This window comes from Haemophilus sp. HMSC61B11, from assembly GCF_001838615.1.
Lineage (GTDB): Bacteria > Pseudomonadota > Gammaproteobacteria > Enterobacterales > Pasteurellaceae > Haemophilus_D > Haemophilus_D parainfluenzae_AD.
Genome location: NZ_KV837949.1, coordinates 61,802 through 84,478 on the forward strand (window position 1 = coordinate 61,802; position 22,677 = coordinate 84,478).

Here is a 22,677-nt window from a genome sequence, read left to right on the forward strand (position 1 = left end):
CAATTTCAGGTATCATTCTGCTCACGATTGCCTATTTTGGCAGCCGTTTGATTTAATCAAAATCAAAGAACAGGTCAAATGATCTGCACCCCAAAAGTTGGACTGAACAACCAAACAATTGAGGTGCAGATTTTTTATGGGTAAACACTACGCAATAAAATTTAAATTACAGGTTCTTCAACCTATCCTAAAAGGGAAAATGAGCATTCGAGAAGCCACTTGTTTTTACAATATCTCCTCTGGCACATTAGTCGGAACTTGGTTGAGACGCTTTGAAAAAAGTGACATAAAAGGGCTGAATCTGATACAACATCGTCGTCATCCCTTATGTGAATAGTCCAGGTTTTGGGGGCAGATCAAGTGATAGACCAAATCCGCCGCTTCGCTGAGGGTTTCCGGTTTATCTTGCGAAACGGCAGCTAGCACCGTTTCTACCGCTTCTTCTCCCACTTTTTGGGCGATTTTCTTAATGCCTTTACTGTGCAGCGTTGCGGTGTAAGAGGTGGCCGGATCAGCGTTTTTCTTTTCTGCTAAATGCTGCTCCAGTTGGGCAAACCATGTCCAGTGGCTGGTGGCTTGTTGAGTGAACTGATGAAAGCAGCTGTCTTCTCCGGTATGGCAGGTTGCGCCGATAGGGTTAGCTAAAATTAACAAGGTGTCATTGTCGCAGTCCAAACTCATATCCACGACATTCAAAAAATGCCCCGAGGTTTCCCCCTTTGTCCAGAGGCGTTTCTTGGTACGGGAATAGAAGGTCACTTTGCCTTCATTGATGGTTTTGGTTAAGGCTTCATTATTCATATATCCCAACATCAAAACCTGACTGGTTTGTGCATGTTGAACAATGACAGGCAGTAACCCATCGACTTTTTTCCAGTTGATAAGGCTAGTATTAAGCATCATTTTCCTTACTCTCTGATTTCAATATTGTGTTGACGCAAATAGCGTTTGAGTTCCCCAATCTGAATAATCTGCTTATGGAACACGCTCGCGGCTAAAGCGCCGTCCACATTGGCGTCAATAAAAGCATCACGGAAATGCACCATTTTACCCGCGCCACCGGAGGCGATTAGCGGGACGTGGCAAGTTTGGCGCACCAGTTTCAGTTGCGCTAAATCATAGCCGTTGCGTACGCCGTCTTGATTCATCATATTCAATACAATTTCACCCGCACCACGTTGTTGCACTTCGGCTACCCAATCTAACAGCTGCCAATTGGTTTGTCGGGTGCGTTTTTCGTCTCCGGTGTATTGGTTCACCCAATATTTGCCCGTTTCCTGCTCGAACCAGCTGTCAATGCCCACCACGATGGCCTGTACGCCAAAACGTTCCGCCAAGCGTGAAATCAAATCAGGATCGGCAAGAGCGGGAGAATTAATGGAAATTTTATCCGCGCCGAAAGCAAAAATCTGTTCCGCATCCGCGATAGTTTTAATGCCGCCCGCTACGCAAAACGGAATGTCGATGACTTGCGCCACGCGTTCCACCCAGCTTTTATCCACGGTGCGGCCGTCCGAAGAGGCGGTAATGTCATAGAACACCAGCTCATCCGCGCCTTCCTGCGCATAACGCTGCGCCAACGGCACGATGTCGCCGATAATTTCATGATTGCGAAACTGCACGCCTTTCACCACCTGTCCATCACGCACGTCCAAACAAGGAATTATCCGTTTTGCCAACATTCGATTGCCTCCGCTACATTAAATTTTCCTTCTAACAACGCGCGCCCCACAATCACGCCTGCCACGCCTGTGCCTTTGAGAGCTTCGATATCCGCCAACGAACCGATGCCGCCGGAAGACTGGAACTGCACATCCGGGAACTTAGCGCACACTTCACGATAAAGCTGCACGTTAGAACCTGCCAGTGTGCCGTCGCGGGAAATGTCGGTGCAAAGCACATGTTGCAAGCCAAAAGTGCGGTAATTTTCCACGACGTTTTCAAGGGTCAGCGCACTGGTTTCCTGCCAACCTTTAATCGCCACCAATTTCTGCCCGTTTTCAATGCGCACGTCTAGCGCCAACACGAATTTCTCCGCGCCATATTTGTTAAACCAGCGTTGTACCATATCGGGTTGTGTCACCGCCGTAGAACCAATCACCACGCGGTTCGCGCCCACCGCTAGCAAATCGGCGACGTCCTGTTCGGTACGAATCCCACCACCCACCTGAATGTTACTTTGTGTGGCGGCGATAATTTTGCCGATAAGTGCGGTCTGTCTTTTCAACGGATCTTTCGCGCCGGTTAAATCCACCAAATGCAACTGCTGCGCGCCTTGTTGAATATAGCTTGCGAACTGCTCAATGGGATTGTCGCTGTAAGTGGTCTGCTGCGCATAATCGCCCTGATGTAGGCGGACAACGTGCCCGTCGATGAGATCGAGGGCGGGGATGATTTGTGATGTTTGCATAGGTTTTCCTGTGTAATGTAATCAGTTCCCCTCTTTAGCAAAGAGGGGTTAGGGGAGATTTATTCGCTTCGCTCACACTCCGTGCTGTTGCTAAAGCAACGTTCAAACGCAAGCGTTTGTGGCAGAAGTCATTTTTAACCTTGTGTGAGATTAGACATCGTAATCAAATCTCCCCCTGCCCCTCTTTTCTAAAGAGGGGGATCGTGCGTTATTTTAGATCTGTAATCTATTTCACCTTCTCCACAAAATTCCTCAACAACAACGCACCATTTTTACCCGATCGTTCCGGGTGGAACTGTACGCCGTAGAAATTTTTATTCGCGATGGCGGCGGAGAAGTCCACACCGTAATGGCTTGTCGCAATGGTGTTTTCGTTGGGTTGCACGGCGTAGCTGTGCACAAAGTAAAAATGGCTGTCCTGTTCAATGCCGGCAAACAGCGTATGGTCTGGCGTGTAACGCACCTTGTTCCAGCCCATGTGCGGCAACGGCAAGCCGCTATTTGGGATGAGCTCTGTCTGCCCGTTCATTAAACCGAGCGCCGCCACATTGCCTTCGGTGGAAAATTCGGTCATCAGCTGCATACCCAAACAAATACCAAGCATCGGTTGGGTAGCGTTGCGGATACAGTCAATCAGGTTACGCTCCGCCAAATTCTGCATCGCCGCCATCGCCGTGCCCACGCCGGGCAATAGCAATTTATCGGCAGCTTGGATTTTGTGAATATCCCGCGTGATTTCGGCGCAATAACCCAAGCGATCAAAGGCAAATTTGACGGAAGAGAGGTTGGCACAGCCAGTGTCGATGATGGTGATATTGGGCATAATTATTCCTTTTTAGGAGGAGTACATAAAATCACTTGTTTTAATCCTTTTAATTCTTCTATGCTTTTAACTTGATTAAGTCTTAGAATCTCTTCTTCAGAAATTAAATTATTCTTTAATAATTTTTCTATATCATTATCTAATGATATATATGATAGAAAACCATTTATATTATAAGGAGATAGACCACAAAGTCTTCCACTTAAACCTTTCTGATAATTGTTTAGCTTATTGTGAAATTCATTAGTAAGATTGTTTCTTTCTATGGTAAAAAAAACAAAGAAAACAACTAAAACAACAGTGAAAAATATAGTCAATAAAGATGTATACTTTAGTAGCGCCAGTTTAGGATCTCTTTTTAACTCTGTTAAAACTTGAACTGTTCTAGAGATCTTACTTCCATCAATAAGTATATTCTTAATACAAAAATTTCTATTAGGATTATAAAACTCAACATATAATGTTTGATCAGGGTAAAAATCCTTGATGTTTATTTCTTTATCTAAAAATTCCATATTTACCTTAGACTTATCTAAGTAATATACTTTAGGAGACAAATTTATATCACCATCAAATATGATTTTAACTTCTTTCTTTATTTCATATGAAAAGTTATTAATTTGAACAGCCTGTACATCAAAGGAATCAATGCCTTTATTTTTTCCTCTAGATTTTATGAACTCATCTGGCAAACTATATCTAAACTTAGGGTATATAAAATAACCAACTCTATTTTTATAAGCTTTAACAATATTAATAAATAAGTATCCAATAGCTGAAAAAACTATTAATCCTATCCCTGAAAAAACCCATTGATACCACATAAAATCTCCTGTTATTGTAATTGCTCTCAATATTCATATATTTAATAAATATTGATCCATTGATTTAAAGTGTTAAATTCTACATAAACCCTTAGGTTTTTTCTACATTTCATATATTTATCACAACACCCCCTTACTACTCGGCAATTCATTCCCTTCAATTCGAATAGCTTGTCTTAAGGTTCTGCCGAATACCTTAAACAGGCTTTCAATTTTGTGGTGGTCATTGTCGCCGGTGGCTTTTAGGTGAAGCGTGGCGAGTAGCGAAAATGCGAGGGATTGGAAGAAATGTTCGGTGAGTTCCGTGCTGAAATTGCCCACTTTATCCCGTTTGAATTTGGCGTTGAATTTAATCCACGGGCGACCGGATAAATCCAGAGCGCATTCTGCTTTGCATTCGTCCATCGGCAACACGAAGCCGAAGCGAGCGATGCCACGTTTGTCGCCGATGGCTTGTTTTAAGGCGGCTCCAAGGGTGAGGGCAGTGTCTTCCACGGTGTGGTGTTCGTCAATGTGTAAGTCGCCTTTGCAGCTGACGTTCATGCGGAAACCGCCGTGGGTGGCGATTTGATCGAGCATGTGGTCAAAAAAGCCCACGCCCGTGCTGATTTGGTTCACGCCCGTTTCATCCAGCCATACTTGAACCTTGATGTCTGTTTCTTTAGTTTTGCGGGCGACTTCTGCGTAGCGAGGTGGGCGGTTGCCGATGTTACTGACGGGTTCGCCGAGCAGTTTTTCTGCGATCAAATCCCAGTTTAATTTTTCAGGGTGATATTGCAGTGCACGAATGCCGAGGTTTTCAGCCAACTGCACGTCAGTAGCTCGGTCGCCAATCACAAAAGAGCGGTCAGGATCGAACAAGTTTTTTTGGATGTATTTTTTCAGCAACTTGGTTTTCGGTTTGCGGCAGGCGCAGTTATCTTCCGGTTTGTGAGGGCAAATCAGCACATCATCAAATTCAATGCCCTGTGATTTAAACAGCGCCATCATGGCGTTGTGCGGCTTGTCGAAATCTTCTTGCGGGAAAGAATCCGTGCCTAGCCCGTCTTGATTGGACACCATCACAAAACGGTATTTGCCTTTGAGCTTGAGCAAGGCAGGAATGACGTTCGGTTCAAATTTCAGCTTTTCCAAACTATCGATCTGAAAATCGGTTTTCGGTTCGTCAATCAGCGTGCCGTCGCGGTCGATAAAAAGGGTGGGTTGCATGGTTTTTTCCTCTATCAATGTATATAAACTCGTGATCCGGTCCCCCTCTTTGTTAAAGAGGGGAGTTTTTTTGAGCATTATTTTAGTATGGCAATCGCCTCCACCACTCTCTCATTCTCCTCTCTTGTCCCCACAGTAATCCGAATACAATTTTGTAAATTTAATGCTTTGTTTTGATCGCGCAGGATAATCCCTTGCTCCCACAACGCCTTGAAAACGCGCTCGCCATCTTGGCATTTTATGAGCAAATAATTGGCTTCGCTGTGGTACACGTTTTCCACTTGTGGCAAGTCTGCTAAGGCTTCAGCCAGCCATTGACGATTGGCTAAAATCTCCTGTGCGCGGGCTTGCACAAGGGCGATATTCTCCGCCTGCAAGGCTTGTTCCGCGATGTCGGCGCTTGGCACGGGGATGGGATAAGGGGCGATCACTTTGCTGAGAATTTGGATTAACGCCGTATTGGCTAACACAAAACCGCAGCGCAATCCTGCCAAGGCAAAGGCTTTGGAGAGGGTACGAATAATGGCTAAGTGCGGGTAATTTTTCAGCTCTTTTGTGAGTGTCGCTTCAGGGCAAAATTCGATGTAAGCTTCATCCACCACCACAATGGCTTTGCCGGCAGTGAGTTGCAAAAGCTCAAGCAAATCCGACCGTTTGAGCAAATTGCCTGTCGGGTTGTTTGGGCTACACACAAAGACGACTTTCACGCCCTCCAGTTGCGGTTTAATTTCGGCAAGATTTAGTTGAAAATCTGCCGTTAATGGCACGGTTTTGCACGCCACGCCTGCCGTTTCGGCACTCACAGCATACATGCCATACGTAGGTGGGCAGAACAAAATAGCGTCTTGATTTGGTTCGCAAAAAGCTCGAATAACCAACTCAATGCCTTCATCACCGCCACGGGTCACCAACACATTTTCAGGCGGCACACCCGCATAATTGGCATAGCCTTGCACTACCGCTTGCGGTTGCGGCTCAGGGTAGCGGTTTAAATCTTTGCCCGAAAGTTGAAACGTCGGCGAAGTGGGATACTCATTCGCATTCAGCCAAATCGTGCCGTTGCCACCGAGTTTTCGGGCGGATTGATAGGGCGTAAGCGCTTGCACGTTTTGTCGGGATAATGTTGTGATTGTCATGTGGTTTTCCTCTTATTGCAACTTCGCTAATCTCAAACTCACTGCCATTTTGTGCGCATCCAGCTGTTCCGCCTGCGCCATCAATTCCACGGTTTCGGCTAAATCTTTGAAGCCTTGCGGGGTGAGTTCCTGCACGGTCATGCGTTTGCTGAAATCCGCCAAACCAAGGCTGGAATAGGTGCGCGTGTAGCCGTAGGTTGGCAGAACGTGATTGGTGCCGCTGGCGTAATCGCCCATGCTTTCCGGCGAATAAGCACCGAGGAAAATGGACCCGGCATTATCCAGTTGAGGCAATAATTCACGGGCGTTTTGCGTTTGCACGATTAAGTGTTCCGGCGCATATTCATTGCTGATGGCGAGACATTGCGCCAAATCCTTGGCGATGAGAATACGACTGTGGGACAACGCTTTGCGGGCGATTTCTGCACGAGGCAGTTGGGCAAGCTGTTGTTCCACACAAAGTGCGGTCTGTTTTGCCAGCGTTTCGCTCGGTGTGACCAAAATCACTTGCGAATCTGCGCCGTGTTCTGCTTGGGAAAGCAAATCAGAGGCAACGAATTCAGGATCCACCTGTTCATCGGCAATCACCAACACTTCTGATGGCCCGGCCGGCATATCGATATTGGCTCCGTTAATCATTTGGCTGACTTGGCGTTTAGCTTCCGTCACAAAGGCATTGCCCGGCCCGAAAATTTTATCCACCTTAGCAACGCTTTGCGTACCTAACGCCATCGCCACCACCGCTTGCGCACCGCCCACCGCATAAATGGTTTGCACACCACACAGATTGGCAGTGTAAAGAATTTCATCCGCAATCGGTGGCGGTGAACACAGCACGATTTTCTTACAACCTGCGATTTTCGCCGGAATGGCAAGCATCAGCACCGTAGAAAATAACGGCGCGGAACCGCCCGGAATGTACAAACCGACACGATTAATCGGACGCGTCACCACCTGACAACGCACGCCGGGCTGGGTTTCAATATCCACCGCCTGTGGTTTCTGTGCTTCGTGAAAGGCAGTAATATTGCGCTTGGCATTCTGAATCGCCTTCTTCAACGGCTCAGGAATACGCGCCGTCGCCTCCGCAATTTGTTGTGGAGTGACAATCAAGCTATCGAGTTTGATTTTGTCGAATTTCTCTGTAAGTTCAAACAACGCCTTATCGCCTTCCTGTTGCACAAATTTAACGATATTTTCCACCGCACTTTTAATCTCATTTGAGGCGGAAATCGCAGGGCGGGTAAGGGCTTGTTGCTTTTCAACTGTGTTGAGGTTATTCCAGACGAAAGTTTGCATAGTTTATTCCTTTTCTAATTTCTTTCTTAATTCATCTTCATAGGTTTGCATAAACTTTTCCAAATCCATAAAAAGGTAACTTAATACTCTTATAAAAGGGTTTGGGAAAGTTAAACTTTCTGTCGCTTCAAAACGGGTTTGTTTTTCGTCGATTGGCGTTAATGTAGCGTGCCATTCTCCCGTAAAAAATTGACTCGACATATCAAAAGCATAGTATTCAAAAGGGCGCTTTTCTCTTGTTTTAAAAAGAATGGTTATATCGTTGGTCGTTTCTTGCCAAACTTCATTTTCTCCATCTTGGGCTAAAATTTCTAAATTATCCAAAGAGGTTCTATATTGCCAATTTTGATTATCCGTCATTACGTTATAAACTTTCTCCGCATTAGCAGAATACACCGTTTCCTTGGTTAATTTACGTGTTTCCGGTAAAAAATAACCAATAACATAAATCATTATGCCAATACCTATTATGAACAATAATCCATATGAAATAATTTTCATACCTCATCCTTCATCGTTAGTGGAGTAGTGTATCCTTTATTAACGGCTACTTATTTTATTTGCTCCTTTGCCCAATTTACCGCTGTTTCAATCGCTTTGCGCGCTTGGGGGCTGTTACGCCAGCAAGTTGAGCCGGTGATTTCTGCGCCACGTTGCAGAATGAAATCCGGATCCGTTTTCGCTAATATAGCAACGTTATCCAATCCCATTTCAGTTAAACGTTTTAACACCGTCGGTCCGATGCCTTTTTGTGCAAGTAAAGATTGTTTTTCAATGTCATTAAACGGCATATATTTCTCCTTTTAAATAGACGCTAAATACGCCTTGCGTTGTGCTGTGAATTTCCACCAATCCTGCGGCTCGCCGCCGTTGATAAAATCCACTATCGATAAAAATACATCGATTACGCAAGGATCATGTTTTTGCCTGGTAATACGGCATAAGTCATCATACATTTGATATGCGTTACGTCCTAGCAAATCATGCGGCATTTGAATCCCGAGACGGATTAAATCCGCCTCGGCCGCTTTACCGATGTTGGGTAAATCTGTCAGTTTGGTTAAGTGGATTCGCTTCACTTTTTTCGGGTTCATTTAGGTTTTCCTTTTCAAAACGGATAAATTTCGCAAAATTTTTATAAAACGTTCAAAAAAATGACCGCACTTTTAGCTGCTTTCCTAGATACTATTTATTTCATCATCTTTTCAATCGGTAACACCAAAATTGAACTGGAACCGACTTCTTTCAACTGCTCCATAGTTTCCCAAAACAGATTTTCTTGGCTGACCACGTGCATGGCTACTTTAGAGTCGTCATGTGCCAGCGGCAGAATCGTTGGATTTTCCACACCGGGTAAAAGTGCGGTGATTTCTTCGAGTCTATTTTTCGGCGCGTGTAGCATGATATATTTGGATTCGGTTGCTTGTTGCACACCTTGAATGCGGGTGAGCAGTCTATCTACCAAGATTTGTTTATCGCTGCTTAAAGGTTCGGCGCGTTGGATTAAACAGGCTTTGGAGCAGTAAATCACTTCCACTTCTTTCAATCCATTCGCTTCTAAGGTTGCGCCGGAGGACACTAAATCGCAAATGGCATCGGCAAGTCCTGCGCTAGGGGCAACTTCCACAGAGCCGTTCAGCAACGTGCTTTTGAATGGCACGCCTTGCGCTTTCATGTAACGTTTGAGCAAATTCGGGTAGGAGGTGGCGATGCGGGCATTAGCAAAATCCTGCACGCCGTTATATTGCTGGTCGCGATCAATTGCCAAAGATAAACGGCAACCGCCGAAATCCAACTGGCGCAGCTTTTTATAAGCGACCGTTTCTCCGGCAGCCAAGCGCCCCAATTCTTCTTCCTCCAGTACGTTTTCACCGATAATGCCGAGATCCGCCACGCCGTCGAAGATCAAGCCGGGAATGTCGTCATCACGCACGCGCAGGATTTCAATAGGTAGGTTTTCCGAATAGGCAATAAGTCGTTGTTCGTTCCAATTAATTTTTACTCCACATTGTTTGAGTAAGGCTGCGCAATCTTGGCTTAAACGCCCTTTTTTCTGTAAGGCGATTTTGAGTCGGTTTTGTGTTTGCATATAAATATCCTCGGTAAAAATTATTGATGTGAAATAGAAAAAGCCCTCGGAGGTGCGAACCTTCGAGGGCTTTACGAGATTTCTTTCTCAGCGACTCTTATCTGTTTTTTAGGTAGCACCAAACGCTTGAATGTGAATTCAAGTGGTGGTGATGATAGCGACGATTACCTAAAAAAGTCATTTTTTGAGCCTTATCTAAAAATGGAACTAGGTTGACAACACTGTACTGAAGAATAAGTGTTGGCGCAAGCCCAAAAAGAAAAAAATTTAATTGATGTATTTTTTATTGATCAAGATCATGAATTGCTTGTGTGCAGACAAAAGCCGTCACCAGGCATCAGAATTTTACGGCTGATTTTTTGCCATTATCAAAAATATTAACCTGTAGCCCAATTGTACGGCACAGAACAAACCTGCTGCACCAACACCGATAATAATGGTTGGAATAAAATTCTTCATAGCAATGTGATAATGGTATCCCATTGAGATACCGTATGTTTGGAAAGATTATTTCTTATTGAATTGTTAAATCAGAACACGTTGATGTTGTTCCATATTGGCTTGTCGCTTTTTACCTATGCGGTCTGTTTTATTGCAACGCTTTATATGATCTAATTGGTATGGTTAGACCGTAATTTGAAAAAGCGTAAAATCCAATTTTCGCCCGCAATTCCACCATTAATGGCGGTAAAACGTCATTTCTTCTGTTTATTTGCGATGGGAGAAGTATTACTGACTCTGACTTTAATTTCGGGTACTTACCATGTATTACAAGCGGTAACCCTAGAAAATCTGCACAAAGCGATTTTCTCTTTCCTTGCTTGGATTAGTTTTGGTATTGCTTGTTTTGGTCATTGGCGACTAGGCTGGCGTGGAAAAAGGATGATTATTTACGCAATTTCAGGTATCATTCTGCTCACGATTGGCTATTTTGGTAGCCGTTTGATTTAAGCAAAATCAAAGAACTGGTAAAAGTGCGGTGAAAATAACCGCACTTTTCGTTGATTAACGAACAAAAGGATTTACCCTTGGACAGTATCCCCCTTAGTACTTTATTTATTACACTCATTATTTGTTTAGTTTTATCAGCCTATTTTTCCGGCTCAGAAACCGGATTACTCTCTCTCAATAAATATCGCCTTCGTTTTATGGCGGAACAAGGCAATAGAGGGGCGCAAAAAGCGGAAAAACTGCTTGAAAAGCCCGATACTTTGCTAAGCTTTATTCTGATCTTTAATAACCTTGTTAACATCAGTGCTTCAGCTATTGCAACCATGATTGGTATGCGTTTATATGGTGATGCGGGGGTGGCCATTGCAACAGGTTTGTTAACCTTTGTGATGCTTGTTTTTTCTGAAATTTTCCCTAAAACTGTTGCGGCAATGCATCCTGAAAAGGTGGGATTATTTTCAAGTCATATCTTGGTCTTGCTATTAAAAATATTTTATCCGTTAGTTTGGTTAATGAATCTTTTCACGAAGACATTAATGCGAATGGTGGGTTTAAAACCGGATATGCAAAAACAAGTGATTAGCCGTGAAGAACTTCGTAGTATTGTATCGGAAGCGGGAGAAGCGACACCGGATGAACAGCATCCGCAAATGTTGCTTTCTATTTTAGATATGGAAACAGTGACGGTTGACGATATCATGGTGCCACGTAATGAAATAGCAGGGATTGATATTGATGACGATTGGAAAGCCATTATGCGCCAGCTTAATCATGCACCACACAACCGAATTGTGTTGTATAAAGGCAGCCTTGATGAGCAAGTATTAGGGATTTTGCGTGTGCGTGAAGCGTTTCGTTTGTTATTAGAAAAAAATGAATTTACCAAAGAAACCTTATTACGTGCAGTTGATGAAGTGTACTTCATTCCAGAAGGGACACCACTTAAAACACAATTAGCGAATTTCCGTACGAAAAAAGAACGTATCGGTTTAGTGGTGGACGAATATGGTGACATTAAAGGATTAGTCACGCTTGAAGATATTTTAGAAGAAATTGTGGGTGATTTTACAACCACTACTGCACCGACTATTGAACAAGAAGTCGTTCAGCAATCTGATGGTTCGATGATTATTGAAGGTTCGGCAAATCTTCGTGATTTGAATAAAATGTTTGGTTGGGAATTAGATACAGAAGATGCACGTACCTTTAATGGTTTAATTCTTGAGCATCTTGAAGATATTCCTGATGAAGGAACCGTTTGTGAAATTGATGGCTTGCAAATTACGATTTTGGAAGTTAGCGATAATATGATTAAACAAGCGAAAGTGGAGAAGTTAGCGTCATAAACGCCAGATTTTATGAGTGTACTTTTAGCTTATAAGGTATGTGATTTTAGCAAGGATTTAGCATGACTGATGAGATTCGTTTAACACAATACAGCCACGGCGCAGGTTGAGGCTGTAAAATTTCGCCTAAGGTATTAGGGACAATTTTACAGACAGAACTCGAAAAATTTTCAGATCCCAATTTATTAGTGGGAAATGAAACAGCGGATGATGCTGCGGTTTATGATCTTGGTAATGGTACTGCAATTATTAGTACCACGGATTTCTTCATGCCGATTGTGGACGATCCTTTTGATTTTGGTCGCATTGCTGCAACCAATGCTATTAGTGATATTTTCGCAATGGGCGGTAAACCAATTATGGCAATTGCCATTCTAGGCTTCCCAATTAATAAATTGCCGCCAGAAGTGGCTCAGAAAATAGTTGATGGTGGTCGTTTTGCTTGCCATCAAGCAGGGATTTCGCTAGCGGGTGGTCACTCGATTGATGCACCAGAACCGATTTTTGGTTTAGCGGTCACAGGGGTTATTGCTACCGATCGTGTCAAACGTAATGCCTCAGCAGAAGCGGGGTGTAAGCTTTATTTAACTAAGCCATTAGGTATCGGTGTGCTGACTACAGCAGAGAAAAAAGGCAAATTAAAACCAGAACATCAAGGATTGGCAACAGCAGCAATGTGTCAAATGAATCTGATAGGTAGTCAATTTGCAGAAGTTGCAGGTGTCACCGCCATGACAGATGTAACGGGGTTTGGTTTGTTAGGGCACTTGGCTGAAATCTGTGAAGGCTCAAATCTTAATGCGGTTGTGAATTTTGATAAAATCAAATTATTAGATGGTGTAGCAGATTACATTGCAGAAGGTTGTGTCCCAGGTGGAACCAACCGTAACTTTGAAAGCTATGGTCATAAAATCGGTCCTCTTACGGATTATCAAAAGGCGGTACTTTGCGATCCTCAAACTTCAGGTGGTTTGTTGATTGCGGTTAAACCAGAAAGTGAAGCTGAAATTTTAGAGATTGCGAAAAAAGCCGGTATTGAGCTTAGTGAGGTAGGCGTATTGAAACTTCGTCAAGCTGGCGTACTAGTAGAAGTCGAATAAATGGCTTTAGTGAAAATAAAAAGTGCGGTGAAAATTCACCGCCTTTTTTATTCTTTATTTTCCTTATTTTCTTTGTTGTTGGAATACATCGAGTCAATAATATGACGATAGCGTTCCATAATCACTTTTCGGCGTAATTTGAGCGTAGGCGTGATTTCACCAAGTTTTACACTAAATGCCTGAGAGAGTAGCGTAAATTTCTTCACTTGTTCAAAGTGTGCCAGTTCTTTTTGAAGGCTTTCGATGCGCTTCTCAAACATTTTAATAATTTCAGAGTGTTTGAGTAATTCCATGCGATCTTGATACTTGATATTCAGTTTTTTCGCATATTCTTCTACGCTGTCAAAACAAGGTACGATTAGGGCTGAAACATATTTTTTGGCATCAGCAATAATCGCAATTTGTTCGATAAATTTATCTTTACCGATTTTACCTTCGATATATTGTGGCGCAATGTATTTGCCGTTAGAGGTTTTCATCAATTCTTTAATACGATCGGTAATAAATAAATTACCTTCAGCATCAAATTCACCGGCATCTCCCGTTTTTAAGAAACCATCTTCGGTGAAGGCTTGGGCCGTTTCTTCAGGCTTTTTATAGTAACCCTTCATCACCATACCGCCACGAACCAGAATCTCGTTATTTTCCCCTATTTTAACTTCGGCATTTGGCATCAATTTACCAATAGAATTCGGATTAAAATGGTGATCATCCCAGCACGAAACAGTAGCTGTAGTTTCAGTCATGCCATAACCGAGTTTGATATTAATTCCAATGCAATGGAAGAAAAGACTAATGGAGGGTTCCAATTTTGCGCCACCGCAAGGCATCATTTTAATACGTCCGCCTAACAATGAACGCAGTTTAGAAAACACGAGTTTATCAGCGAGAACATAGCATTTTTGCAAGAAAAACGGGACTTTTTTATTTTGAGATAGAAGATCAAAACGTTTTTGCCCCACTGCAATCGCCCAATGGAAAATCATCTGACGAATAAAAGGTGCTTTTTGTACTTTATCAAGCACGGCAGAATAAATTTTTTCATAGAAACGCGGTACTGCACACATAAAGGTTGGGCGTACTTCCATTAATGCTTCACGTACTTGATTGGTATTTTCGAGATAACAAAGAATTGCTCCTCGGTGTAACACATAGGCAACCCAAGCACGCTCAAAAATGTGGCTAAATGGTAAAAAAGAAAGTGAAACCTCATCTTGATTAACATTTAATGCAATATCATGGGCTTCAAGTTGATGTGCTAAGTTACTGTAATCGAGCATGACGCCTTTGGGTTCACCCGTTGTGCCAGAGGTATAGATAATCGTGAATAAATCATCCATCGTTTTATTGGCTAAGCGCTCATCAAGATCAGCCTGAAATTCTGCAGTGCCTAATTGTATTAAATCATCCCAATGGCAAGAAAGACTGGTTTCGGCTAGTTTAATTTGTTCTTTCATTGCCACAATTTTTTGTAATTGAGGACACTGATGCGCAATTTCTAATGCTTGATCATATTGCTCTTGATCACCGACAAACAAAATTTTGACATCGGCATGATTTAAAATAAATTCAGCCTGTTGTGAAGTATTGGTTGCATAAATTGGAACAGTAATGGCACGAACTTGAAGCGCAGCAATGTCCGCGATAGTCCAACGTGACATATTATGCGCAAATATCGCAATTTTATCTTGTACTTGAATATTGCAAGCAAGAAAAGCTAATGAAAGCTGATCAAGCTGTTGTTGGAATGAATTCCACGAAATATCTTTCCATAAGCCATTAATTTTATGGCGAAGTGCGGTTGCATTTTGACGAATTTTTGCTTGTTGGCGAATTCGATTGACGAAATGACGTTCTAAATTCATATAAGCCTTATTTGAGCGAACAACTGTACGCTAATATAAACGAAATAAATTTAAAATCTAGTGAAATGTTGTTATTTTGTGAATATAGAATAAATAATAGACATATTTATTTTTCTATTTTTATCTTAGGATGAGAAATAAAGAATTTAAAAATATTGATTAAATGAAATGGATTGGGAATAAAAAAACCGCTCTAAAAAGAGCGGTTAATTTTTTAACGATTTTGATTAGCCTTTGTAGTTGTAAACATGTGCAACTAAGTCTAATACTTTGTTTGAGTAACCAGTTTCGTTATCGTACCAAGATACTAATTTAACGAAAGAGTCAGTTAATGCAATACCTGCATCAGCATCAAATACAGAAGTTAAAGTACAGCCGTTGAAGTCTGTAGAAACTACTGCATCTTCAGTGTAACCTAAAACGCCTTTTAATTCGCCGTTGAAAGTTTTACCTTCTGCTGCATCTTTGATTGCTTGTTTGATTTGTTCGTAAGTTGCTGGTTTTTCTAAGTTTACAGTTAAGTCAACTACAGAAACGTTTGGAGTAGGAACACGGAACGCCATACCAGTTAATTTACCGTTTAATGCTGGTAATACTTTACCAACAGCTTTTGCTGCACCGGTAGATGAAGGGATGATGTTTTGTGCCGCACCACGACCACCGCGCCAGTCTTTAGCTGATGGACCATCAACAGTTTTTTGAGTTGCAGTGGTTGCGTGAACTGTGGTCATTAAACCATCTTTGATACCGAAAGTTTCGTGAACAACACGTGCTAAAGGTGCTAAACAGTTTGTCGTACAAGAAGCGTTAGACACGATGTCTTGACCAGCGTATGCACCGAAGTTTACACCACGTACGAACATAGGTGTGCTATCTTTAGAAGGACCTGTTAATACGACTTTTTTCGCACCAGCAGTGATGTGTTTGCGTGCTGTTTCATCAGTTAAGAATAAACCAGTTGCTTCAACTGCAACATCAACGCCGATCGCACCCCAATTAAGGTTTGCAGGATCACGTTCAGAAGTAACACGGATGGTTTTACCGTTTACTACTAAGTTACCGTCTTTAACTTCAACAGTACCGTCAAAACGACCGTGAGTTGAATCGTATTTCAACATGTAAGCCATGTATTCAACATCGATTAAGTCGTTGATACCTACAACTTCGATGTCATCACGATGTTGTGCTGCACGGAATACGATACGACCGATACGGCCGAAACCGTTGATACCAATTTTAATAGCCATAAGATTTTCACCTTCTATTTTTAAGTTAAACAAAATCGTTGCTCTAACGAGTTCTTACGGATTATAGCACGGGCATTTTGATAAAAAAAAGGGTATATACCACTTTTTTGTGATCTCGATCACTTTTTAACGAGGATGAAAAACAAATGAAATTTTGACCGCACTTTTCATTTTCTTTTTGTATAATAAAAACAAACAACAAGAAGAGGTTTCAATTATGTCTCAAGGTAATTTATATATTCTTTCTGCACCAAGTGGGGCGGGCAAGTCATCATTAATTTCAGCATTATTAGAGAAAAATCAAGGCACGAAAAAAATGGTGTCGATTTCACACACGACACGTTCACCTCGCCCAGGCGAAAGTCATGGTGTGCATTATTATTTTGTTTCCGTAGAAGAATTTGAGCGTTTAATTGAAAAAGGCCATTTCTTAGAATATGCAAAAGTGTTTGGTGGCAATTATTACGGCACTTCATTGCCTGCAATCGAAGAAAACCTGGCTAAAGGCATTGATGTCTTTTTAGATATTGACTGGCAAGGCGCACAGCAAATTCGTCAAAAAGTGCCTTCAGTAAAAAGTATTTTCATTTTACCGCCCTCATTACCTGAATTGGAACGTCGTTTGGTGGGACGTGGACAGGATAGCAAAGAAGTGATTGCTGAACGAATGTCAAAAGCAATCAGCGAAATTTCCCATTATGACGAATATGATTACGTTATTGTGAATGATAATTTTGAACAGGCATTGGCTGATTTTCAAAGTATTTTGCAAGCAGAACGTTTGACTAAAGCTTATCAACAAACAGAAAATGCAGACTTAATTCACCAGCTACTAGCAAAATAACCTTGAATTGAGTACAATGTTTTCCCTTATAGACATTATTTTTAACATCGGAGTAAAACATGGCTCGAGTGACTGTGCAAGATGCAGTAGAAAAAATTGGTAACCGTTTTGATTTAATTTTAACCGCCGCTCGTCGTGCGAGACAATTAGAGCTACATCAAAGTGAGCCGTTAGTGCCGGAAGATAACGATAAACCAACGGTAATTGCATTACGTGAAATTGAAAAAGGGTTAATCAACCAAGAAATCATGGATGCAAAAGAGTATTTAGATGAGGCAGCTTCTCAACGTAACGAAGAAGTGGCAGTAGCGTTAATCGCAGAATAATCTCATTAAAGTGCGGTCAAAATTAAAGTATTTTGATCGCCTAGTCTTTCTCTCTACAAAAAGTCAGGTGTCCTTTGGAATTGTTTGCCGATTTAGATCGAATTATTCAGGGGTATTTGCCCGCCGATAAAATTGAATTAATCAAACGTGCATTCGTCATTGCGCGAGATGCTCACGAAGGACAATTTCGCTCAAGCGGCGAACCTTACATTACTCACCCAGTTGCAGTGGCTTCAATCATTGCGGAAATGCATTTAGACCATGAAGCTGTCATGGCGGCATTATTGCATGATGTTATCGAAGATACCCCTTATACCGAATCCCAATTAAAAGATGAGTTTGGTGCTAGCGTAGCCGAAATTGTAGATGGCGTATCTAAACTGGATAAATTGAAATTCCGTACCCGCCAAGAAGCACAGGTTGAAAACTTCCGCAAAATGATTTTAGCGATGACTCGAGATATTCGCGTCGTCTTAATCAAACTGGCTGACCGTACTCATAATATGCGAACACTGGGTTCATTGCGTCCGGATAAACGTCGTCGTATTGCAAAAGAAACCTTAGAGATTTACTGTCCATTAGCTCACCGTTTAGGTATAGAGCATATCAAGAATGAATTAGAAGATTTATCTTTTGAAGCAATGCATCCTCGCCGTTATGAAGTGCTTAAAAAGCTTGTCGAACAAGCGCGTGGCTCTCGTCAAGAATTGATTCAACGTATTTCTAATGATATTTCACAGCGTCTTGATAATGTAGGCATTACAAATCGTATTTGGGGACGTGAAAAACATCTTTATAAAATTTACCAAAAAATGCGCATGAAAGATCAGAAATTCCATTCAATTATGGATATTTATGCTTTCCGTGTCATTGTGAATTCAGTTGATGATTGCTATCGCGGATTAGGGCAAATGCATAGTTTGTATAAGCCTCGCCCTGGTAAAGTGAAAGATTATATTGCTGTGCCACGTGCAAATGGCTACCAAGCGCTACAAACCTCAATGATTGGTCCTCATGGGGTGCCGGTGGAAGTTCACTTGCAAACTGAAGAGATGGAACAGGTTGCCGAAATGGGAATTACCGCTCATTGGGTGTATAAAGAAGGTGGTAAAAACGATAGCACCACAGCTCAAGTACGTGCACAACGTTGGTTGCAAAGCTTGGTGGATATTCAACAAAATGTAGGCAACTCCTTTGAGTTTATTGAAAATGTAAAATCTGAGTTTTTCCCGAAAGAAATCTATGTCTTTACGCCGAAAGGTCGTATCGTTGAATTACCAATGGGCGCAACAGCTGTCGATTTTGCTTATGCAGTGCATTCTGATGTTGGAAATCATTGTGTTGCGGCAGTAGTAGAGCATAAACCTTATCCATTATCACAAGCTTTAGAATCTGGTCAAACCGTTGAGATTGTAACTAGTGAAAATACTCATCCAAGTGTTAGTTGGTTAAACTTTGTAGTGACCGCTCGCGCAAGAACTCGTATTCGTCATTTCTTAAAATTATTGCGTGCAGATGATGCCGTTCAGACAGGCAAAAAACAGTTGGAAATGGCGTTGAAACCACATTATCTCTCTGAAGTTTCTGAAGAGAAAATCCAAGCAGTATTGAATGAATTGAATCTCTCAAGCCTTAATGAGCTTTTTGAGGAAATTGGTGTGGGCAATCAAATGTCGAGCGTTATTGCTCACCAATTAATGGATGAAGCTATTGAAATTGATGTGGATGGCGTTTCTGAAAATACGCAAAGCATACTAACATTGAGCCGAGATGGTGAAATGAAAGCGTCTTTCGCTCAATGCTGTCACCCAATTCCGGGTGATCCTATCGTGGCATTAAGTACCGCGAAGAAAGGTGTGGTTGTTCATCATCAAGCTTGTTCTAATTTAGCGTCAAGTAATACGAAAGATTTTACTGCCGCAAAATGGGAAGAGGCTGAAAGTGCGGTCAATTTTGATGCTGAATTACACATTGAAATGCTTAATGAGCAAAATGCATTAGGTAGCCTCATGACAGCCGTCACGACTTGCGAAAGTAATATTCAAAGTATTTGGACAGAAGAGTTAGAGAATAATGTGCTATTAGTCATTATCCAAGTTGGCGCAAGAGATATCTATCATTTAGAAAACATTATGCGAAAAATCAAACAAATTACCAGTGTGATTCGTTTGAAGCGCAATATTAATGAAGCATAATGAGCACACAACTTCTCGATGCCGTTCCTCTAACCACTTTATCGGGTGTAGGTGCGGCAATCTCCGATAAATTAAGCCGTATTGGAATTCATAATCTCCAAGACTTGCTTTTTCATTTACCAATCCGTTATGAAGATCGCACGAGAATTACGCCTATTGCCGATCTTCGTCCTGAACAATATGCCACTATTGAAGGTGTTGTCCAAACTTGTGAAGTTGCCTTTGGGCGCCGTCCTATTTTAACCGTAAGTCTTTCTGATGGAACGAGCAAAATTATGCTTCGTTTCTTCAATTTTAATGCAGGGATGAAAAATAGTTTTCAGATTGGTACGCGCGTCAAAGCGTTTGGTGAAATTAAACGTGGGCGTTTTATGGCGGAAATTCATCATCCTGAATATCAAATTATACGGGATAATGCGCCATTAGTTTTAGAGGAAACGCTCACACCAATTTATTCCACAACGGAAGGTTTAAAACAAAATTCATTACGTAAGCTAACCGATCAAGCATTGGCTTTACTCGATAAAATCCAATTAACGGAAATTTTACCTAATGAATTTAATCCACATCCTTTTAGCCTAAAGGATGCTATTCAATTTTTGCATCGTCCACCGCCAGATATCTCATTAGATATTTTGGAGAAAGGACAGCATCCGGCACAACAACGACTTATCTTTGAAGAACTTTTAGCACACAATCTTGCAATGCAAAAAGTGCGGTTGGGTACGCAGCAGTTTTTAGCGTTGCCATTGCATTATCAAACTGATTTGAAACAACGTTTTCTTGCATCTTTGCCGTTTCAACCAACAAATGCTCAAAATAGAGTGCTGGCAGATATTGAACAGGATTTAGCAAGAGACTATCCGATGATGCGGCTTGTTCAAGGGGATGTAGGTTCAGGGAAAACATTAGTGGCAGCCTTAGCGGCCTTATTAGCGATTAATAATGGTAAACAAGTGGCTTTAATGGCTCCAACAGAGATTTTAGCGGAACAGCATGCGAATAATTTCCGCCGTTGGTTAGAGCCTTTCAGTATTGAAGTTGGCTGGTTAGCGGGTAAAGTAAAAGGGAAAGCTCGCCAAGCCGAATTGGAGAAGATTAAATCCGGTGCTGTACAAATGGTGGTGGGCACGCATGCTTTGTTCCAAGAGGAAGTGGAATTTGCTGATTTAGCCTTGGTGATTATTGATGAACAGCATCGTTTTGGTGTGCATCAGCGTTTAATGTTGCGAGAAAAAGGCGAAAAAGCAGGATTTTACCCCCATCAACTGATTATGACAGCAACGCCAATCCCAAGAACATTAGCGATGACGGTTTATGCTGATCTCGATACGTCGATTATTGACGAATTGCCACCAGGCAGAACGCCGATTACGACAATTGTTATTTCGGAAGAGCGTCGCAATGAAATTGTTGCTCGAGTCAAAAACGCCTGTATTAATGAAAAACGCCAGGCTTATTGGGTCTGTACTTTAATTGATGAATCAGAAGTACTAGAAGCGCAAGCAGCCGAGGCAATTTGGGAAGATTTAACAAAAGCGCTGCCGATGCTTAAAATTGGTCTTGTACATGGGAGAATGAAACCGCAAGAAAAACAAGATATTATGGCAGCCTTTAAAAATGCAGAACTCGATTTGCTTGTGGCCACAACTGTAATCGAAGTGGGCGTAGATGTGCCGAATGCCAGTCTAATGATCATTGAAAATGCTGAGCGTTTGGGCTTATCACAACTCCATCAGTTACGTGGGCGAGTAGGGCGTGGCAGTACGGCTTCTTTTTGTGTCTTAATGTATAAACCGCCGTTAGGTAAAGTCTCGCAAAAACGTTTGCAGGTATTACGTGATAGCCAAGATGGCTTTGTGATTTCAGAGAAAGATTTAGAAATTCGCGGACCTGGTGAAGTGTTGGGTACCAAGCAGACGGGTATCGCTGAATTTAAGGTGGCGAATTTAATGCGCGATCGTAAAATGATCCCAACCGTTCAACATTATGCTAAAGCATTAATTGTGAAATACCCGGATGTGGCAGAAAGTTTAATTCGTCGTTGGCTATATAATCGAGAAATTTATTCGAATGCCTAAAGTGCGGTTATTTTTGAAAGAGTTTTATAAATGAATAAATCAACGGTACTTTTCTTTGATTCAGGAATGGGAGGCTTAAGCGTTTATCGGGAAGCGAAAAAGCTGATGCCCGATAACCATTATTTGTATTGCTTTGACAATGCAGGCTTTCCTTATTCAGAAAAATCAGAAGAAACAATCATTCAGCGAACATTGGATATTTGTAAAAAGATTAATCAAGATTATCCACTTGATGCCATAGTGATTGCTTGCAATACCGCGAGTACGGTGGTGTTACCGCCTTTGCGTGAACAATTTTCTATTCCGATTGTAGGTACTGTGCCAGCTATTAAGCCAGCGGCAGAAATCTCACAAACGAAACATATTGGTCTACTGGCAACAAAGGGCACGGTTAAACGCCCTTATGTTAATGATCTTATTCATCAGTTTGCCGCCCATTGTGTCGTTGAACGATTAGGCTCAACTAAACTGGTTGAAATCGCAGAGCATAAAATCCAAGGGAAGTCGGTTGATTTGATTGCATTGAAAAATGAATTAAGCCCCTGGGCCTCAATAGAGAATTTAGATACGATTTGTTTAGGCTGTACGCATTTCCCTTTAATTAAAGATGAAATTCAAATTTGCTTACCTCAAGTGAAGAATTTTATGGACCCTGGATTCGCTATTGCCAAACGGCTACAATTTTTACTTGATAAATTAGAAGTGCGGTCAAAATCTGAGATGAAAAATCAGGTTTTTTGTACGCAAGATGTAGAGAATAAATACCAATTAGAACAAGCGTTGGCTCTTTGGGGATTTTATAGAATTACCGTTTTAAAATGATTTTTTCTCGTCATGTTGGTGCGTTTGTAAGCAAACAGCAAAAAAATTTACATTTTTTTACAAAAAGATCTTGCAAAGGAATCTGAAATGCCTATAATACGCCCCACACA

At 41.8% G+C, this 22,677-nt stretch carries 22 protein-coding genes and 1 pseudogene; 9 read left to right on the plus strand and 14 right to left on the minus strand.

Annotated features, from left to right (window positions below; genetic code table 11):
* The first annotated feature begins 136 nt into the window (after positions 1-136).
* On the plus strand, positions 137-337 hold the full coding sequence (locus HMPREF3263_RS10940) for a helix-turn-helix domain-containing protein (RefSeq protein ID WP_083327575.1): 201 nt from the start codon (positions 137-139) through the stop codon (positions 335-337).
* Here the strand turns inward: HMPREF3263_RS10940 and hisIE are convergent.
* From hisIE to hisG, 12 genes are all read right to left on the minus strand, one after another.
* The gene (gene hisIE / locus HMPREF3263_RS00805) at positions 319-900 is read right to left on the minus strand and encodes a bifunctional phosphoribosyl-AMP cyclohydrolase/phosphoribosyl-ATP diphosphatase HisIE (RefSeq protein WP_070852815.1); all 582 of its coding nucleotides are present in this window, start codon (positions 898-900) and stop codon (positions 319-321) included. The genes HMPREF3263_RS10940 and hisIE overlap by 19 nt on opposite strands.
* 8 nt (positions 901-908) lie before the next feature.
* Positions 909-1,682 carry an imidazole glycerol phosphate synthase subunit HisF gene (hisF, locus tag HMPREF3263_RS00810; RefSeq protein ID WP_049375597.1) on the minus strand — a complete coding sequence of 258 codons (774 nt, stop codon included), beginning with the start codon at positions 1,680-1,682 and terminating at the stop codon, positions 909-911.
* Complete coding sequence (gene hisA, locus HMPREF3263_RS00815) at positions 1,664-2,410, minus strand: 1-(5-phosphoribosyl)-5-[(5-phosphoribosylamino)methylideneamino]imidazole-4-carboxamide isomerase (protein WP_049380475.1); 747 nt, start codon at positions 2,408-2,410, stop codon at positions 1,664-1,666. The genes hisF and hisA overlap by 19 nt, the downstream gene beginning before the upstream one ends.
* A 226-nt stretch (positions 2,411-2,636) precedes the next feature.
* Positions 2,637-3,233 (minus strand): imidazole glycerol phosphate synthase subunit HisH, encoded by a 597-nt coding sequence (gene hisH, locus HMPREF3263_RS00820; RefSeq protein WP_070852816.1) that lies wholly within the window; start codon positions 3,231-3,233, stop codon positions 2,637-2,639.
* Positions 3,234-3,235: 2 nt separating this feature from the next.
* Positions 3,236-4,057, minus strand: coding sequence for a hypothetical protein (locus HMPREF3263_RS00825; RefSeq protein WP_005698365.1), 822 nt, complete (start codon positions 4,055-4,057; stop codon positions 3,236-3,238).
* Positions 4,058-4,177: 120 nt separating this feature from the next.
* Positions 4,178-5,266, minus strand: coding sequence for a bifunctional histidinol-phosphatase/imidazoleglycerol-phosphate dehydratase HisB (hisB, locus tag HMPREF3263_RS00830; protein ID WP_005698448.1), 1,089 nt, complete (start codon positions 5,264-5,266; stop codon positions 4,178-4,180).
* Positions 5,267-5,343: 77 nt separating this feature from the next.
* The gene (gene hisC, locus HMPREF3263_RS00835; RefSeq protein ID WP_070852817.1) at positions 5,344-6,402 is read right to left on the minus strand and encodes a histidinol-phosphate transaminase; all 1,059 of its coding nucleotides are present in this window, start codon (positions 6,400-6,402) and stop codon (positions 5,344-5,346) included.
* 12 nt (positions 6,403-6,414) lie between these two features.
* On the minus strand, positions 6,415-7,701 hold the full coding sequence (gene hisD / locus HMPREF3263_RS00840; RefSeq protein WP_065242978.1) for a histidinol dehydrogenase: 1,287 nt from the start codon (positions 7,699-7,701) through the stop codon (positions 6,415-6,417).
* Positions 7,702-7,704: 3 nt separating this feature from the next.
* Positions 7,705-8,202: an SRPBCC family protein gene (locus HMPREF3263_RS00845; RefSeq protein ID WP_256337352.1), complete on the minus strand. Its 498-nt coding sequence runs from the start codon at positions 8,200-8,202 to the stop codon at positions 7,705-7,707.
* 50 nt (positions 8,203-8,252) lie between these two features.
* A complete protein-coding gene (locus HMPREF3263_RS00850) occupies positions 8,253-8,492 on the minus strand; it encodes a recombinase RecA (RefSeq protein ID WP_005698417.1) in 240 nt (79 codons plus the stop codon).
* A gap of 12 nt (positions 8,493-8,504) precedes the next feature.
* Positions 8,505-8,795, minus strand: coding sequence for a helix-hairpin-helix domain-containing protein (locus HMPREF3263_RS00855; protein ID WP_070852818.1), 291 nt, complete (start codon positions 8,793-8,795; stop codon positions 8,505-8,507).
* Positions 8,796-8,890: 95 nt separating this feature from the next.
* Complete coding sequence (gene hisG, locus HMPREF3263_RS00860) at positions 8,891-9,790, minus strand: ATP phosphoribosyltransferase (RefSeq protein ID WP_070852819.1); 900 nt, start codon at positions 9,788-9,790, stop codon at positions 8,891-8,893.
* A 513-nt stretch (positions 9,791-10,303) separates the two neighbouring features.
* Between hisG and HMPREF3263_RS00865 the strand changes: the two are divergent.
* From HMPREF3263_RS00865 to selD, 3 genes and pseudogenes are all read left to right on the plus strand, one after another.
* Positions 10,304-10,741 (plus strand): annotated as a pseudogene (locus HMPREF3263_RS00865) (inner membrane protein YpjD); the annotation flags it as partial.
* A 77-nt stretch (positions 10,742-10,818) separates the two neighbouring features.
* Positions 10,819-12,087, plus strand: coding sequence for an HlyC/CorC family transporter (locus HMPREF3263_RS00870; RefSeq protein ID WP_065286285.1), 1,269 nt, complete (start codon positions 10,819-10,821; stop codon positions 12,085-12,087).
* A 62-nt stretch (positions 12,088-12,149) separates the two neighbouring features.
* Positions 12,150-13,187 (plus strand): selenide, water dikinase SelD, encoded by a 1,038-nt coding sequence (gene selD, locus HMPREF3263_RS00875; RefSeq protein ID WP_083327576.1) that lies wholly within the window; start codon positions 12,150-12,152, stop codon positions 13,185-13,187.
* 47 nt (positions 13,188-13,234) lie between these two features.
* Here the strand turns inward: selD and HMPREF3263_RS00880 are convergent, their stop codons facing one another.
* Together HMPREF3263_RS00880 and gap are read right to left on the minus strand one after the other, a co-directional pair.
* Positions 13,235-15,052, minus strand: coding sequence for an AMP-dependent synthetase/ligase (locus HMPREF3263_RS00880; protein WP_070852821.1), 1,818 nt, complete (start codon positions 15,050-15,052; stop codon positions 13,235-13,237).
* 227 nt (positions 15,053-15,279) lie between these two features.
* Positions 15,280-16,299, minus strand: a complete 1,020-nt coding sequence (gene gap / locus HMPREF3263_RS00885; RefSeq protein ID WP_049356951.1) for a type I glyceraldehyde-3-phosphate dehydrogenase — start codon at positions 16,297-16,299, stop codon at positions 15,280-15,282.
* 217 nt (positions 16,300-16,516) lie between these two features.
* Here gap and gmk point away from each other — a divergent pair, with 217 nt between their 5' ends.
* The 5 genes from gmk (at position 16,517) to murI (ending at position 22,567) form a co-directional block, all read left to right on the plus strand.
* Positions 16,517-17,143: a guanylate kinase gene (gmk, locus tag HMPREF3263_RS00890; RefSeq protein WP_032822854.1), complete on the plus strand. Its 627-nt coding sequence runs from the start codon at positions 16,517-16,519 to the stop codon at positions 17,141-17,143.
* Between the two features lie 59 nt (positions 17,144-17,202).
* Complete coding sequence (gene rpoZ / locus HMPREF3263_RS00895; RefSeq protein ID WP_005695622.1) at positions 17,203-17,469, plus strand: DNA-directed RNA polymerase subunit omega; 267 nt, start codon at positions 17,203-17,205, stop codon at positions 17,467-17,469.
* A gap of 74 nt (positions 17,470-17,543) precedes the next feature.
* Positions 17,544-19,664: a bifunctional GTP diphosphokinase/guanosine-3',5'-bis pyrophosphate 3'-pyrophosphohydrolase gene (gene spoT, locus HMPREF3263_RS00900; RefSeq protein ID WP_070852822.1), complete on the plus strand. Its 2,121-nt coding sequence runs from the start codon at positions 17,544-17,546 to the stop codon at positions 19,662-19,664.
* Positions 19,664-21,745 carry an ATP-dependent DNA helicase RecG gene (gene recG / locus HMPREF3263_RS00905; protein ID WP_070852823.1) on the plus strand — a complete coding sequence of 694 codons (2,082 nt, stop codon included), beginning with the start codon at positions 19,664-19,666 and terminating at the stop codon, positions 21,743-21,745. Before spoT ends, recG begins: the two co-directional genes overlap by 1 nt.
* 30 nt (positions 21,746-21,775) lie before the next feature.
* Positions 21,776-22,567 carry a glutamate racemase gene (gene murI / locus HMPREF3263_RS00910; protein ID WP_070852824.1) on the plus strand — a complete coding sequence of 264 codons (792 nt, stop codon included), beginning with the start codon at positions 21,776-21,778 and terminating at the stop codon, positions 22,565-22,567.
* The last annotated feature ends 110 nt before the right edge of the window (positions 22,568-22,677 follow it).

Excerpts from the sequence above, each read along its gene's own strand:
- hisH (WP_070852816.1), bottom strand. The coding sequence starts at position 3,233 with ATGCCCAATATCACCATCATCGACACTGGCTGTGCCAACCTCTCTTCC.
- hisG (WP_070852819.1), bottom strand. The coding sequence starts at position 9,790 with ATGCAAACACAAAACCGACTCAAAATCGCCTTACAGAAAAAAGGGCGT.
- HMPREF3263_RS00845 (WP_256337352.1), bottom strand. The coding sequence starts at position 8,202 with ATGAAAATTATTTCATATGGATTATTGTTCATAATAGGTATTGGCATA.
- rpoZ (WP_005695622.1), top strand. The coding sequence starts at position 17,203 with ATGGCTCGAGTGACTGTGCAAGATGCAGTAGAAAAAATTGGTAACCGT.
- HMPREF3263_RS10940 (WP_083327575.1), top strand. The coding sequence starts at position 137 with ATGGGTAAACACTACGCAATAAAATTTAAATTACAGGTTCTTCAACCT.
- HMPREF3263_RS00825 (WP_005698365.1), bottom strand. The coding sequence starts at position 4,057 with ATGTGGTATCAATGGGTTTTTTCAGGGATAGGATTAATAGTTTTTTCA.
- hisC (WP_070852817.1), bottom strand. The coding sequence starts at position 6,402 with ATGACAATCACAACATTATCCCGACAAAACGTGCAAGCGCTTACGCCC.
- gap (WP_049356951.1), bottom strand. The coding sequence starts at position 16,299 with ATGGCTATTAAAATTGGTATCAACGGTTTCGGCCGTATCGGTCGTATC.
- HMPREF3263_RS00855 (WP_070852818.1), bottom strand. The coding sequence starts at position 8,795 with ATGAACCCGAAAAAAGTGAAGCGAATCCACTTAACCAAACTGACAGAT.
- HMPREF3263_RS00850 (WP_005698417.1), bottom strand. The coding sequence starts at position 8,492 with ATGCCGTTTAATGACATTGAAAAACAATCTTTACTTGCACAAAAAGGC.
- hisF (WP_049375597.1), bottom strand. The coding sequence starts at position 1,682 with ATGTTGGCAAAACGGATAATTCCTTGTTTGGACGTGCGTGATGGACAG.
- murI (WP_070852824.1), top strand. The coding sequence starts at position 21,776 with ATGAATAAATCAACGGTACTTTTCTTTGATTCAGGAATGGGAGGCTTA.
- gmk (WP_032822854.1), top strand. The coding sequence starts at position 16,517 with ATGTCTCAAGGTAATTTATATATTCTTTCTGCACCAAGTGGGGCGGGC.
- hisA (WP_049380475.1), bottom strand. The coding sequence starts at position 2,410 with ATGCAAACATCACAAATCATCCCCGCCCTCGATCTCATCGACGGGCAC.
- HMPREF3263_RS00880 (WP_070852821.1), bottom strand. The coding sequence starts at position 15,052 with ATGAATTTAGAACGTCATTTCGTCAATCGAATTCGCCAACAAGCAAAA.
- recG (WP_070852823.1), top strand. The coding sequence starts at position 19,664 with ATGAGCACACAACTTCTCGATGCCGTTCCTCTAACCACTTTATCGGGT.
- hisIE (WP_070852815.1), bottom strand. The coding sequence starts at position 900 with ATGCTTAATACTAGCCTTATCAACTGGAAAAAAGTCGATGGGTTACTG.
- hisD (WP_065242978.1), bottom strand. The coding sequence starts at position 7,701 with ATGCAAACTTTCGTCTGGAATAACCTCAACACAGTTGAAAAGCAACAA.
- hisB (WP_005698448.1), bottom strand. The coding sequence starts at position 5,266 with ATGCAACCCACCCTTTTTATCGACCGCGACGGCACGCTGATTGACGAA.